13 protein-coding genes and 1 tRNA gene are annotated in these 13,966 nt (G+C 53.1%); 8 read left to right on the top strand and 6 right to left on the bottom strand.

The annotated features are described in order from the left end of the window. The first annotated feature begins 39 nt into the window (after window positions 1-39). The 4 genes from ppnN to xni all read left to right on the top strand — a co-directional run bounded on the left by ppnN (window position 40) and on the right by xni (window position 5,433). Window positions 40-1,404, top strand: coding sequence for a nucleotide 5'-monophosphate nucleosidase PpnN (ppnN, locus tag E0L21_RS12195; protein ID WP_131409824.1), 1,365 nt, complete (start codon window positions 40-42; stop codon window positions 1,402-1,404). A gap of 451 nt (window positions 1,405-1,855) precedes the next feature. Beyond that, window positions 1,856-3,145 carry an HAAAP family serine/threonine permease gene (locus E0L21_RS12190; protein WP_131409822.1) on the top strand — a complete coding sequence of 430 codons (1,290 nt, stop codon included), beginning with the start codon at window positions 1,856-1,858 and terminating at the stop codon, window positions 3,143-3,145. 58 nt (window positions 3,146-3,203) lie between these two features. Continuing rightward, window positions 3,204-4,571: an L-serine ammonia-lyase gene (locus E0L21_RS12185; protein WP_131409820.1), complete on the top strand. Its 1,368-nt coding sequence runs from the start codon at window positions 3,204-3,206 to the stop codon at window positions 4,569-4,571. Window positions 4,572-4,680: 109 nt separating this feature from the next. Beyond that, the gene (gene xni, locus E0L21_RS12180; RefSeq protein WP_235855232.1) at window positions 4,681-5,433 is read left to right on the top strand and encodes a flap endonuclease Xni; all 753 of its coding nucleotides are present in this window, start codon (window positions 4,681-4,683) and stop codon (window positions 5,431-5,433) included. A 35-nt stretch (window positions 5,434-5,468) separates the two neighbouring features. On the opposite strand, the gene puuE is transcribed toward xni, so the two are convergent. The 3 genes from puuE to E0L21_RS12165 are packed head-to-tail and all read right to left on the bottom strand — an operon-like array spanning window position 5,469 to window position 7,894. Next, entirely contained in the window at window positions 5,469-6,410 is a 942-nt protein-coding gene (gene puuE / locus E0L21_RS12175) for an allantoinase PuuE (RefSeq protein WP_131409816.1), read from the bottom strand. 30 nt (window positions 6,411-6,440) lie between these two features. After that, on the bottom strand, window positions 6,441-7,178 hold the full coding sequence (locus tag E0L21_RS12170) for an aspartate/glutamate racemase family protein (protein WP_131409814.1): 738 nt from the start codon (window positions 7,176-7,178) through the stop codon (window positions 6,441-6,443). Continuing rightward, window positions 7,178-7,894: a GntR family transcriptional regulator gene (locus E0L21_RS12165; protein ID WP_131409812.1), complete on the bottom strand. Its 717-nt coding sequence runs from the start codon at window positions 7,892-7,894 to the stop codon at window positions 7,178-7,180. The genes E0L21_RS12170 and E0L21_RS12165 overlap by 1 nt, the downstream gene beginning before the upstream one ends. Before the next feature lie 146 nt (window positions 7,895-8,040). Here E0L21_RS12165 and E0L21_RS12160 point away from each other — a divergent pair, with 146 nt between their 5' ends. Next, window positions 8,041-9,513: an NCS1 family nucleobase:cation symporter-1 gene (locus tag E0L21_RS12160; protein ID WP_131409810.1), complete on the top strand. Its 1,473-nt coding sequence runs from the start codon at window positions 8,041-8,043 to the stop codon at window positions 9,511-9,513. 46 nt (window positions 9,514-9,559) lie between these two features. Here the strand turns inward: E0L21_RS12160 and E0L21_RS12155 are convergent. Both E0L21_RS12155 and dnaQ read right to left on the bottom strand, forming a co-directional pair. After that, window positions 9,560-9,636 (bottom strand) — tRNA-Asp (locus tag E0L21_RS12155). A 135-nt stretch (window positions 9,637-9,771) separates the two neighbouring features. After that, window positions 9,772-10,503 carry a DNA polymerase III subunit epsilon gene (gene dnaQ / locus E0L21_RS12150; RefSeq protein WP_131409808.1) on the bottom strand — a complete coding sequence of 244 codons (732 nt, stop codon included), beginning with the start codon at window positions 10,501-10,503 and terminating at the stop codon, window positions 9,772-9,774. On the opposite strand from dnaQ, the gene rnhA reads away from it, so the two are divergent. After that, complete coding sequence (gene rnhA, locus E0L21_RS12145; protein ID WP_165501908.1) at window positions 10,457-11,023, top strand: ribonuclease HI; 567 nt, start codon at window positions 10,457-10,459, stop codon at window positions 11,021-11,023. The two genes, dnaQ and rnhA, sit on opposite strands and share 47 nt — an antisense overlap. Here rnhA and E0L21_RS12140 read toward each other — a convergent pair. Further along, window positions 11,020-11,727 (bottom strand): class I SAM-dependent methyltransferase, encoded by a 708-nt coding sequence (locus E0L21_RS12140; protein WP_131409804.1) that lies wholly within the window; start codon window positions 11,725-11,727, stop codon window positions 11,020-11,022. The two genes, rnhA and E0L21_RS12140, sit on opposite strands and share 4 nt — an antisense overlap. A 33-nt stretch (window positions 11,728-11,760) precedes the next feature. Between E0L21_RS12140 and gloB the strand changes: the two genes are divergently transcribed. Continuing rightward, window positions 11,761-12,516 carry a hydroxyacylglutathione hydrolase gene (gene gloB / locus E0L21_RS12135; RefSeq protein WP_131409802.1) on the top strand — a complete coding sequence of 252 codons (756 nt, stop codon included), beginning with the start codon at window positions 11,761-11,763 and terminating at the stop codon, window positions 12,514-12,516. Window positions 12,517-12,590: 74 nt separating this feature from the next. After that, a complete protein-coding gene (mltD, locus tag E0L21_RS12130; protein ID WP_131409800.1) occupies window positions 12,591-13,961 on the top strand; it encodes a murein transglycosylase D in 1,371 nt (456 codons plus the stop codon). Window positions 13,962-13,966 lie beyond the last annotated feature (5 nt).

Below are 13,966 nucleotides of genomic sequence, written 5' to 3'. Positions count from 1 at the left end.
CACGGGAAAGATAAAATTTTCGTCCCGTAAGGAGTTCACTTGATTACACATATTAGCCCGCTTGGCTCAATGGATATGCTGTCGCAACTGGAAGTCGATATGCTTAAACGCACGGCCAGCAGCGACCTGTATCAACTGTTTCGCAACTGCTCGCTCGCTGTACTGAACTCAGGGAGCCAGACCGACAGCAGCAAAGAGCTGCTCTCTCGTAACGAAAGTTTTGATATCAACGTGTTACGCCGTGAACGCGGCGTTAAACTGGAGTTGATAAACCCACCGGAAGAGGCCTTTGTCGACGGGCGCATTATTCGCTCGCTGCAGGCCAACCTGTTTGCTGTCCTGCGCGATATTCTCTTCGTCAATGGGCAAATTCATAACGCCGGGCGCGTCCAGCATTTAAATCTGGAAAGCTCTATTCATATCACTAACCTGGTCTTTTCTATTTTGCGTAACGCCCGTGCGCTGCATGTCGGCGAAGCGCCAAGCATGGTGGTCTGCTGGGGCGGTCACTCAATTAACGAAACCGAGTACCTTTATGCTCGCCGCGTAGGAACTCAGCTTGGCTTGCGTGAGCTGAACATCTGCACGGGCTGCGGCCCAGGTGCTATGGAAGCCCCCATGAAAGGTGCCGCGGTCGGCCACGCTCAGCAACGCTATAAAGAAGGCCGTTTTATCGGTATGACCGAGCCGTCAATCATTGCCGCCGAACCGCCAAATCCGCTGGTCAATGAATTGATCATCATGCCGGATATTGAAAAACGTCTGGAAGCCTTTGTACGCATCGCACACGGGATCATTATCTTCCCTGGCGGCGTAGGCACGGCAGAAGAGTTGTTGTATCTGCTGGGGATTTTGATGAACCCGGCTAACAAAAACCAGGTATTGCCGCTGATTCTGACCGGGCCAAAAGAGAGTGCGGATTATTTCCGCGTGCTGGACGAGTTTATCGTCAACACGCTGGGTGAAGCTGCACGCAGCCACTACACCATCATCATCAATGATGCGGCTGAAGTGGCGCGTCAGATGAAAAAAGCGATGCCACGGGTAAAAGAAAACCGCCGTGATACCGGGGATGCATATAGTTTTAACTGGTCTATTCGCATCGCACCGGATCTGCAAGTGCCATTCGAACCGACGCACGAAAATATGGCTAACCTGAAACTTTATCCAGATCAACCGGTAGAAACGTTAGCCGCGGATCTGCGCCGGGCGTTCTCGGGCATCGTGGCGGGTAACGTGAAAGAGCACGGTATTCGAGCGATCGAGGAGTTCGGCCCGTATAAAATTCATGGTGATAGTAACATGATGTGCCGTATGGATGACTTGCTGCAGGGCTTTGTCGCCCAGCATCGTATGAAACTGCCAGGCAGCACGTACATTCCTTGCTACGAAATCTGCGCCTGACCTTCAGGGGCGACCCATAAGTCGCCCTTATACCTAAGATTTTTCCCCACATAAATCCCATCGATATCGCCAGGATAATCATACGTTACAGTTGCCCTTAAACGTCGATAAATCACTGCGATAGCGGTTTTTTACAGGGCATTTATCGTCTTTCAACGGTGTGCGTTTGATCGCAAATCTTGCTGGTGATAGCCTTCGCGCGCATAAATTTCACCTCTCGATCATTAAGCAGAGAGATGGTCTAAATATATCCACATAAAAAGTGATTTATTGCAATTGCGATCCCGATCACTGATAGAGTCATAACATAAATGTATCTTTCCGCCGCAAATAATTACGGAAAGAAATTATAAAAAAACCGTGATTGACCGAATTTAATATTACCGCCAGCCTGCCAGGCATTGTATTCGCCCGTCATGCCAGCATTTTGCTTTTCCCAGGAGATTTATAAATGGAAACCACTCAAACCAGTACTCTGGCCACATCGGCTACACGAAGTTCATGGCGTAAAACGGATACCATGTGGATGCTGGGCCTGTACGGTACTGCCATCGGCGCTGGTGTACTGTTCCTGCCAATTAACGCCGGTGTTGGCGGTTTAATCCCGCTGATCATCATGGCCATCCTCGCTTTCCCAATGACGTACTTCGCACACCGCGGCCTGACTCGCTTTGTGCTGTCCGGTAAAAACCCAGGTGAAGACATCACCGAAGTGGTCGAAGAGCACTTTGGTATCGGCGCAGGTAAACTGATTACCCTGCTCTACTTCTTCGCTATCTACCCGATCCTGCTGGTGTACAGCGTGGCAATCACCAACACCGTCGACAGCTTTATGACCCACCAACTGGGTATGACGCCGCCGCCGCGCGCTATTCTGTCGCTGATCTTGATTGTCGGCATGATGACTATCGTGCGTTTTGGCGAGCAGATGATCGTAAAAGCGATGAGTATTCTGGTATTCCCGTTTGTTATCGCTCTGATGCTGCTAGCGGTTTACCTGATCCCGCAGTGGAACGGCGCAGTACTCGACACCCTGTCTTTCAATAGCACTTCTCCGACGGGTAATGGCCTGTGGATGACCCTGTGGCTGGCCATTCCGGTGATGGTGTTCTCCTTTAACCACTCGCCGATCATCTCCTCTTTTGCTGTTGCAAAACGTGAAGAGTACGGCGACGAAGCAGAAAGCAAATGTTCCCGCATCCTGGCGTTCGCACATATCATGATGGTGCTGACGGTGATGTTCTTCGTGTTCAGCTGTGTGCTGAGCCTTGCTCCGGCTGACCTGGCGTCGGCAAAAGAGCAGAACATCTCAATTCTCTCTTACCTGGCAAACCACTTTAACGCACCGGTCATCGCCTGGATGGCGCCGATCATCGCGATGATCGCCATCACCAAATCTTTCCTCGGCCACTACCTTGGCGCGCGTGAAGGTTTCAACGGTATGGTCATCAAGTCTCTGCGTGGCAAAGGCAAGAGCATCGAAATCAACAAGCTGAACCGCATTACCGCGCTGTTTATGCTGCTGACCACCTGGGCAGTCGCGACCTGGAACCCGAGCATCCTGGGGATGATCGAAACGATGGGCGGCCCGATTATCGCGATGATCCTGTTCCTGATGCCGATGTACGCCATCGCCAAAGTACCGGCAATGCGTAAATACAGCGGCAAAATCAGTAACATCTTCATTGTTATCATGGGCCTTATCGCTATCTCCGCGATCTTCTTCTCTCTGTTCAGCTAATCTCTTTCGCGCCGCTCTCCACGGGCAGCGCGACTCTCTTTGCAATGGATAATGCGTCATGATCAGCGTATTCGATATCTTTAAAATCGGCATTGGCCCTTCCAGTTCGCACACCGTTGGCCCAATGAAAGCCGGTAAGCAATTCACTGACGATCTGATTGCTCGCAGCATGCTCCACGACGTGACCCGAGTAGTGGTAGACGTGTACGGTTCCCTCTCTCTGACGGGGAAAGGGCACCATACCGATATCGCTATCATTATGGGTCTGGCGGGTAATTTGCCGGATAGCGTCGATATTGATGCCATTCCGGGATTTATTCAGGATGTAAACACTCACGGCCGCCTGCTGCTGGCCAACGGTGAGCACGAAGTCGAGTTTCCTGTCGATCAATGCATGAACTTCCATGCCGATAACCTCTCGCTGCATGAGAACGGCATGCGTATTACCGCACTGGTGGGCAACAAGGTTCTCTATAGCCAGACGTATTACTCCATCGGCGGCGGTTTTATTGTCGATGAAGAACATTTTGGCCAGACCAACAACGCACCCGTCGCTGTACCTTACCCGTACAAGAATGCTGCGGATCTGCAACGCCACTGCCAGGAAACAGGACTTTCGCTCTCTGGTCTGATGATGAAGAACGAACTGGCGCTGCACAGTAAAGAGGAGCTGGAACAGCACCTCACGCGCGTCTGGGAAGTCATGCAGGGCGGAATTGAACGTGGGATCACCACCGAAGGCGTGTTGCCGGGCAAATTACGCGTTCCGCGCCGCGCCGCCGCGCTGCGCCGCATGCTGGTAAGCAGCGATAACACCAGTAAAGATCCAATGCAGGTTGTCGACTGGATCAACATGTTCGCACTGGCGGTTAACGAAGAGAACGCCGCCGGTGGCCGCGTGGTGACCGCGCCCACCAACGGCGCATGCGGCATTGTTCCGGCAGTACTGGCTTATTACGATAAGTTTATTCGCCAGGTGAACGCCAATTCACTGGCGCGCTACCTGCTGGTCGCCAGCGCGATTGGATCGCTCTATAAAATGAACGCATCCATTTCCGGCGCGGAAGTGGGTTGCCAGGGCGAAGTTGGTGTCGCCTGTTCGATGGCCGCCGCAGGCCTTGCGGAACTGCTCGGCGCAAGCCCGGCGCAGGTCTGCATTGCAGCGGAGATTGGTATGGAACACAACCTTGGTCTGACCTGCGATCCGGTCGCGGGCCAGGTTCAGGTTCCGTGCATTGAGCGCAACGCCATTGCGTCGGTGAAAGCGGTGAACGCCGCGCGTATGGCGCTGCGCCGTACCAGCGAGCCGCGCGTCTGCCTGGATAAAGTCATCGAAACCATGTACGAAACCGGGAAAGATATGAACGCTAAGTACCGCGAAACCTCACGCGGTGGGCTGGCGATGAAGATCGTGACCTGCGATTAAGCCTTGGAAGATGCCTCGTTTTGCGAGGCATCTTCCTGATTATCCCCCGCTTCATAGCCTCACGCCGCACGCAATGTTACCCTTAGGCACGATTTCAAGGAGGGTATCTGTGGCTCATCTGTTAATTGTCGACGCGCTTAATCTTATCCGCCGGATCCACGCGGTGCAGGGATCGCCCTGTGTAGACACCTGTCTTCACGCGCTGGAACAGCTTGTGGTTCACAGCCAGCCGACGCACGCCGTGGCGGTGTTTGACGATGAGGCCCGCAGCCAGGGCTGGCGTCACCAGCTATTACCCGACTATAAAGCCGGGCGACCGCCGATGCCGGAGACGCTGCACGCCGAGATGCCCGCTTTACGCACCGCTTTTGAACAGCGCGGCATTCGCTGCTGGGCAACACCGGGTAACGAAGCGGACGATCTCGCCGCCACACTTGCCGTAAAGATGGCACAAGCCGGGCAGCAGGCGACGATAATCTCCACGGACAAAGGCTATTGCCAGTTGCTTTCCCCGACCATTCGTATCCGCGACTATTTCCAGAAACGCTGGCTGGATGCGCCCTTTATCGCGCAGGAGTATGGTGTCACGCCGCAACAATTACCGGATTATTGGGGGCTGGCGGGGATCAGCAGTTCTAAAGTGCCAGGCGTTGCAGGCATTGGCCCGAAAAGCGCGACCCAGTTGTTAAACACCTTCCCGACGCTGGAAGCGCTGTACGAAAACCTCGCGGATGTGCCGGAAAAGTGGCGGCAAAAACTTGAAACGCATAAAGCAATGGCCTTTACCTGCCGTGATGTGGCGCGTCTGCAAACGGATCTGCAACTGGATGGCAACTTACAACAACTGCGGCTGACGCGCTGAAAAAGCCCGCACGGTGGCGGGCTATTCGCCTCGCTTCAGGCCTTAAACGGATGGTGCTTCAGCCAGTGTTCAGCGATATCCTGGCGGCGGCAGATCCAGACATCGCTGTGGCTTTGTACGTAATCCAGAAAACGCTGTAATGCGCGAAAGCGCCCTGGCCGCCCGAGCAGGCGGCAGTGCATGCCAATCGACATCATTTTTGGCGCATGCTCGCCTTCTTCATACAGCACATCGAAACTGTCTTTCAGGTAGGTATAAAACTGTTCGGCGGTGTTAAAACCCTGGGCGGTGGCAAAGCGCATATCGTTGGCATCAAGCGTATACGGCACAATCAGATGTGGTTTCCCTTCCACCGTGGTCCAGAAGGGTAAATCATCGCCGTAATAATCGCTGTCGTAGAGAAAATCGCCCTGTTCGACCACCAACTTACGGGTGTTTGGACTGTCGCGCCCGGTGTACCAGCCAAGCGGCTTTTTGCCAAACAGCGTTTGCAGGATCTCAATCGCCTGTTGCATGTGCTGTCGTTCGGTTTGGATATCGAGATCCTGATAATGGATCCAGCGCCAGCCGTGGCTTACAACGTCGTAATCTGCCGCTTTGATCGCCGCGACAATTTCCGGGTTACGCGCCAGCGCCATTGCCACACCAAAAACCGTCAGCGGCAGACCACGTTGCTGAAAAGCCTGATGAATACGCCAGAACCCGGCGCGCGATCCATACTCGTACAACGAGTCCATCGACATATGCCGCGCGGGGTAGCTGGCAGCGCCAATAATATCGGACAAAAACTGCTCCGATCCGCTGTCGCCGTGCAGCACATGGTTCTCGCCGCCCTCTTCAAAATTAAGGACAAACTGGACAGCAATACGCGCGCCGTTCGGCCAGCGGGCATGCGGCGGTTTTCCCGCATAGCCTGCCATATCGCGGGGGTAGTCGGCGGTGAAATGCCAGAAAGGTTTGTCCGTTGCTGATTGCATGCTGATTCGACCTCTTTACCGGGGCCGCTTTCAGCAAAGCTGTTCGAAACATCCTGAAAGCGGCTTTTTATTGGGATACGCGAGATCGCCATATTTGCTGGTGCCAAGCCCCAGCGTGAGAAGAGATTCCACCATCTTCACCGCGGCCGTAACACCGTCGATCACCGGAATGCCCAGCTCTTGCGTCAACTCGCAGGCGAGATTCGCCATGCCGCCGCAACCGAGCACAATGGCACCGCTGTGATCTTCCCGTTTAGCTTGTATACAACGTTCGCGTACCTTTTGCTGAGCAAGACCCGTGCCATCTTCCAGCGCCAGTACCGGTAAATCGATGGCATGCAGCGCCGCACAATGGTGTTCGAAGCCATATTGACGCAGTAAATGGCGGGCAATAATCACCGTTCGCGGGAGCGTAGTAACAATCGAAAAACGCGTCGCCACCAGCGTCGCCATATGCATAGCCGCTTCAGCAATACCGATGACCGGCCCGCTCGCCAACTCGCGTGCTGCCAGTAATCCGGGGTCACCAAAACAGGCAATCACGTGCCCCTGTGCGCCTTGTGTTTTGCCCTGTTTGATTTGCTCCAGCACGCCAATTGCAGCAATGGCTTCATCAAAATGCCCTTCGATGGATTCCACGCCCTGCGAGGGGCAACAGGCGAGAATGGTGGTGCCGGGCGCCGCCACACTGCGCGCTGCGCTGGCGATGGTGTCGGTCATTTCAGGGCTGGTATTGGGGTTGATTACTTGTATACAAAATTGGCTCATCAATGTTCTCCAGGCGCACCAAACAGGCGGGCAAAATCCGGTAATGTCTCGCCGCTGCGCTCAAAGCGCAGGCTGGAAACAATGTGATCAAAATGGTGGGCCATTGCATCGCTGAGCCCCGGCAGATCTTTTTTACGCAATAGCGTAATAAGCTGGTCATGATCGTCGCAGCGGCAACCGCGCTGCCAGGGCGCCCCCCAGGCGGCTATCACCAGCGAAGAACGCTGAGCCAGCGTAGTAATAATGTCCGTTACCACCGCATTACCAGAAATGGCCTGAAGCTGGATATGGAAAGCGGCAGAATGGCGAATTGCCGCCGCGCCATCATGGTTTTGATGTGCCTCTTCTTCCTGCGCGATGATGTTTTCTAGCCCCGCAAGGTGCGGCGGCTGCAGATGTTCCAGTACCAACGGCAGGTTGGCGCACTCGATCATTTTACGGGTAGTAAAGATAGCTTTTGACTCTTCAACACCGGGATTGGCGACAAATGCACCACGTCTGGGCGTCATGGTGATCATTTGCACCGTCGCAAGGCGGGTTAATACCTTGCGGATCCCGGTGCGGCTAACGCCAAAAACCTCCGCCAGCGCTTCTTCCGGCAATTTACTTCCCGGCGGCAACTGATGTTCAACGATAGCAGTCAGCAAAGATTGCCAAATGAGATGCTCTTTATCTTCCAGATCCGCAGGGGTTCGCAGCCCGATTTGCTGGTTCATAACACCGTTCCTTTGTTACTCAATTTATCCATTTTTGTATACACCGTTAATTTATTTTGTATACAAAAAATTAAAACCTGGCCTGGTTAATGCAACGAGGGATAGCAGACAACATGTCACTATCTGTATTCAGAGGAGCAGAATCCATGCCAAACCTTGAACCAAATTACGATGCTCGCTACAGCCCACGCCTGACCAATGAAGATTTGGCGCCGACCCGCCATCAGACCTGGAGCTGGTACAATATTTTCTCTTTCTGGATGTCCGATGTGCATAGCATGGGCGGCTATGTGGTCGCCGCCAGCTTCTTCGCCTTAGGGCTTGCCAGCTGGCAGGTGCTACTTTGCCTGCTGCTGGGGATCTGCATTGTGCAACTGTGCGCAAACCTGGTGGCGAAACCGAGCCAAATGGCCGGTGTGCCGTATGCCGTGATCTGCCGTCAGGCATTTGGCGTATTCGGCGCGAATATCCCGGCGGTGATCCGCGGGTTAATTGCATTTGCGTGGTACGGCATCCAGACCTATCTGGCCGCCAACGCGCTGATGCTGGTCATACTGAAATTTTGGCCTTCCCTTACTCCCCTGACCAGCGGCCACTTTCTCGGTCTGTCACATTTGGGCTGGCTCTGTTTCGGCATTATGTGGGTGTTGCAAGCACTGGTGTTCTGGCACGGGATGAGCGCGATTAAACGCTTTATCGATATCGCCGGCCCGGCAGTATACGTGGTGATGATGGCACTGGCAGGATGGATCCTCTGGCAAACCGGTTTCGATGGCATCTCTTTTACACTCGCCAGCAAACAGCTCACGGCAGGCGAGCAAACCTGGCAGATGATCACCGCGACGGCATTAGTGGTTTCTTATTTCTCCGGCCCGTTGCTCAATTTTGGCGATTTTTCCCGTTACGGTAAAAGCATGCAGGAGATCCGCCGCGGCAACCGCTGGGGGCTGCCGTTTAACTTCCTGCTGTTTTCCATTGTCACGGTGATAATTGTTTCCGGGACACAATCGCTGTTTGGCAAGATGATCACCGACCCTATCGAAACAGTGAGCCATGTTGGCAACAGCCTGGCGATGGCAATTGGGCTGCTGACGATGATCACCGCCACCATCGGCATCAACATTGTGGCGAATTTCGTCTCCCCGGCCTTCGATTTTTCTAACTGTTCCCCGCAGAAAATCAGCTTTCGTACCGGCGGGATGATCGCGGCTGTCGGCTCGGTACTGCTAACACCGTGGAATTTGTTCCAGTCACCGGAGTTGATCCACTACACGCTGGATGTGCTCGGCGCGTTTATTGGCCCGTTGTTCGGTATTTTACTGACCGATTTTTATCTGATTAAACGCGGAAACGTGTTTGTCGATGATCTGTTTACCGACTCACCAAATGGGCGTTACTGGTACAAAAATGGTTTTAACCCGAAAGCCATTGCCGCGCTGGTGCCGTCGGTGGCGGTCGGTCTGATTATTAGCTTTATTCCGGCGTTGCATGAAGTGGCCAACTTTAGCTGGTTTATTGGCGCGTTCCTCGGTGCAGGTTGCTACCGTTTTCTGGCGCGCCACGAACGCGAAGGTGTGAGCAGCACATTTACCGCACAGCCCGTGGCGGCAAAGGAGTAGAAACGACGAAGGCCTGAATCATTGCTGATTCAGGCCTTCTGAATAGTGGCGGAACGGACGGGACTCGAACCCGCGACCCCCTGCGTGACAGGCAGGTATTCTAACCGACTGAACTACCGCTCCGCGTTGTGTTCCTGTTAGGGAACGAGGCGCATATTACGGATTGCACCTAATGCCGTCAACGCTTTTTCCATCGTTTTGAATTGTTTGCTGCAAAAATCACCCGTGCGGCGATTTTCCTGCGTTAACAAAACGATTTTACCCGCGCCACAGGCAGCTTCCGCCCTTCTTCTGCACTAAGTCGAGCCGTGATTCATGGGCCGTCAGTTCCTCATCACTGGCTAAAACCACCCGCAAGCGGCTTGCCTGGCGAACAACACGCTGGATCCCCGCATCGCCTGCTTGCGTTTGCCCTTCACCTTCCATCGAAAATTTCATCGATGTCTGGCCGCCAGTCATCATCAGATAGACATCAGCAAGGATTTGGGAGTCGAGTAATGCACCGTGCAGCGTACGTTTGCTGTTGTCTATTTCGTAACGCGAGCAGAGCGCATCAAGGCTGTTACGCTTGCCGGGGAACATTTTACGCGCCAGCGCCAGGCTGTCGGTGATTTTGCAAAACGTTTCGGTTTTTGGAATACCACGGTTCAGCTTGCTGAACTCGTAATCCATAAAGCCGATATCAAACGACGCGTTGTGAATGACCAGTTCCGCACCGCGAATATACTCAATAAAATCATCGGCGATGTCGGCGAACGTCGGTTTATCAAGCAGGAATTCGTCGGCGATACCGTGAACGCCAAACGCTTCCGGATCCACCAGCCGGTCTGGCTTGAGGTAAATATGGTAGTTATTACCGGTCAGGCGGCGGTTGATCACTTCCACCGCACCGATCTCAATAATCTTGTGCCCTTCATAGTGGGTGCCAATCTGGTTCATACCGGTGGTTTCGGTATCGAGGACGATCTGTCGTGTAATTGCTGTGCTCATAGCGGCCATTTATGTCAGACTTGTCGTTTTAAACACAGGAAGTCTACCAGAGATGCTTAAACAGGTAGAGATTTTCACCGACGGATCTTGTCTTGGCAACCCGGGTCCGGGCGGTTACGGGGCGATTTTACGCTATCGTCAGCACGAAAGATTGTTTAGCGAAGGCTACCGTCTCACCACCAATAACCGTATGGAACTGATGGCGGCTATTGTGGCACTTGAAGCGTTAAAAGAGCATTGCGAAGTGGTGCTCAGCACCGACAGCCAGTATGTACGCCAGGGGATCACGCAGTGGATCCACAACTGGAAAAAACGCGGCTGGAAAACAGCGGAAAAAAAGCCGGTTAAGAATGTCGATCTCTGGAAGCGGCTCGATGCGGCACTGAGCCAACATCAAATTCGCTGGGAATGGGTAAAAGGCCACGCAGGTCACCCAGAAAACGAACGCTGCGATGAACTGGCACGCACCGCCGCGATGAACCCAACTCAGGAAGATGTCGGTTATCAGCCAGAAAGTTAAGACTGTCGGGTCGCGCCAACAGTCTGGCGAACGTGGTGCTTGCTGCGACTCTGCTTCATCGGATTGAGCGTCAACGGAATGGTGCGTTTGCGTGCGACAATGAGCTGCATACACCCCAGCGCCGGTAAATGCGTGCTAAGCAGTTTCCCGCCCTGCTTTGTCCAGGGCAGTACGCGAAAGCGGCTATAATGTAACACCTCGAAATTGAGCAGCGATAGCCAGTCAAACTGGCGCATCAGGGTGAACATCCGGCTTTTTACTGCGGGTGAGCGGCGCGCAAAAGGGACCGCTTTGCAAAGACCAAGCAGGCTAATCGGATTAAAGCCGCTCATCACCAGCCAGCCGTCGTCAATGAGCACACGATCCACTTCCTGCAATAACCGATGCGGATCGGTACACCAGGGAAGCGTGTGCGCCAGCAAGCAGGCATCCACTGATTTCTCTGCGAACGGTAAATGCAGCGGATCGGCTCTGACCTGCGCCGGTTCACCGCTAAGGGAAACATTGACCTGATGGGAAATAGCGCAGCTTTCGACATTGATTTCCGCGCTCAGATTGCCGATCTTAAGCAAATGAAATCCATACATTTTTGCCAACCACGGCTTTAGTTCTCCTTCCAGCGCCTCGCGGTAATACGCGCCTTTAGGTAAGTCGCTCCAGCTTGCAGGTGCGGCCAATGTTTGAGGAGTCCTTGCCGGTTTCATCACAACCTTCCGCTACGCTTTGAGAGGTAATTTATGAATCTTAACAGTATTCCGGCGTTCCAGGATAACTACATCTGGGTGCTGAACAATGATGATGGCCGCTGCCTGATTGTCGATCCGGGTGAAGCCGCGCCGGTATTACGCGCCATAGAAGAAAACCAATGGCAGCCGGAAGCGATCTTGCTCACTCACCACCACAATGACCACGTTGGCGGTGTGAAAGCATTGTGTCAGCATTTCCCTAATCTGGCGGTTTATGGCCCAGAGGAAACGCAAGATAAGGGAACCACACAGATTGTTAAAGACGGGGATGTGGTCTCTGTTTTGGGACATGATTTTTCCGTCTTTGCCACGCCAGGTCACACTTTAGGACATATCTGTTTCTTTAGTTCCCCTTATCTATTTTGCGGTGACACGCTGTTTTCTGGTGGCTGTGGAAGATTGTTTGAAGGGACGGCAAGCCAGATGTATCAATCCTTTTGCAAGATCAATGCGCTTCCGGATGATACGGTGATTTGCTGCGCACACGAATATACTTTAGGAAATATGAAGTTTGCGATCAGCATCTTACCGCAGGATCCTGCACTTAACGAATATTATCGAAAAGTTAATGAGTTACGTGCGAAAAATCAAAAAACACTCCCTGTAATTCTGAAAAATGAGCGGAGAATAAATTTATTTTTACGCACGGAAGACACTGATTTAATTGACATAATTAACCAAGAAACAAAGTTGCAACACCCTCAAGAGCGTTTCGCATGGTTAAGGTCAAAGAAAGATAACTTCTGATATTTCCGGGTTGCCTTTTAAAGACGACGCCGTTATCATCGCTCGTCTTTTAAGCAACTACTATTGACACACACATGAAGGCAAAAGCGATCTTATTCGCCTCTGTCTTGCTTGCTGGGTGCCAGGCGTCTAACCATGACGGTACGGTACAACAGCACGCACAGAGCCTTTCTGCAGCTGGTCAAGGGGAAGCAGGGAAGTTTACTAGTCAGGCGCGGTGGATGGACGATGGAACATTCGCCGCCCAGAATAACAGTGACTTGTGGACCTCCATTAGCGACGAGCTAAAGATGGGAATTCCGGAAAATACCCGGATTCGCGAACAAAAACTCAAGTATTTAAGCAATAAGAGCTATCTCCACGATGTAACTTTACGGGCAGAGCCGTATATGTACTGGATAGCAGGGCAAGTTAAAAAACGTAACATGCCCATGGAACTGGTACTACTACCCATAGTGGAGAGCGCTTTTGACCCACACGCGACGTCTGGCGCCAATGCCGCAGGCATTTGGCAGATCATACCGAGCACGGGGCGAAATTATGGTTTAAAGCAGACTCGCAGCTACGATGCGCGTCGTGACATTGTGGCCTCTACCACGGCCGCGCTTGACATGATGCAGCGTCTTAACCGCATGTTTGACGGCGACTGGTTACTTACAGTGGCTGCCTATAACAGCGGTGAAGGTCGCGTGTTGAAAGCGATGAAAGTCAATAAATCGCGGGGTAAACCCACCGATTTCTGGTCGCTTTCACTGCCGCAGGAAACCAAGATTTACGTGCCTAAAATGCTGGCTTTGAGTGATATTCTCAAAAACAGTAAGCGTTATGGCGTGAGTCTGCCAACACCAGACGAAAGCCGTGCGCTGGCGCGAGTCAGACTGAGCAGCCCGGTTGAGGTCGATCAGTTGGCGGAAATGGCCGGGATTTCGGTGAACAAACTGAAAACGTTTAACGCTGGCGTTAAAGGTTCGACGTTAGGTTCAGCGGGTCCACAGTATGTGATGGTGCCGAAGAAACACGCCGATCAACTGCGTGAATCCCTGGCATCCGGCGAGATTGCCGCTGTACAGCCGACCCAGCTTGCGGATAACACCCCGCTGCCAAGCCGGAGCTACAAGGTTCGCTCAGGCGATACGCTTTCCGCCATCGCGGCGCGTCTCGGCGTAAGCGCAAAGGATATCCAGCAATGGAATAACCTGCGCGGTTCGAACCTGAAAGTGGGCCAGAGTCTGACGGTAGGCGCAGGTAGCAGCGCGCAGCGTCTCGCCAGCAACAGCGATAGCATTACCTATCGCGTACGCAAAGGTGATTCGTTATCGAGTATTGCGAAACGTCACGGCGTGAACATCAAAGATGTAATGCGCTGGAATAACGATACCGATAATCTGCAGCCTGGCGATCAGCTCACACTGTTTGTTAAAAACAGCGCCACACCGGATTCCTGAGACAA

The sequence above is a fragment of the Kosakonia quasisacchari genome (genome assembly GCF_004331415.1).
Classification (GTDB): Bacteria; Pseudomonadota; Gammaproteobacteria; order Enterobacterales; family Enterobacteriaceae; genus Kosakonia; species Kosakonia quasisacchari.
Note: the sequence above shows the minus strand (reverse complement) of the source record. Positions and strands in the feature narration are given on the sequence as shown.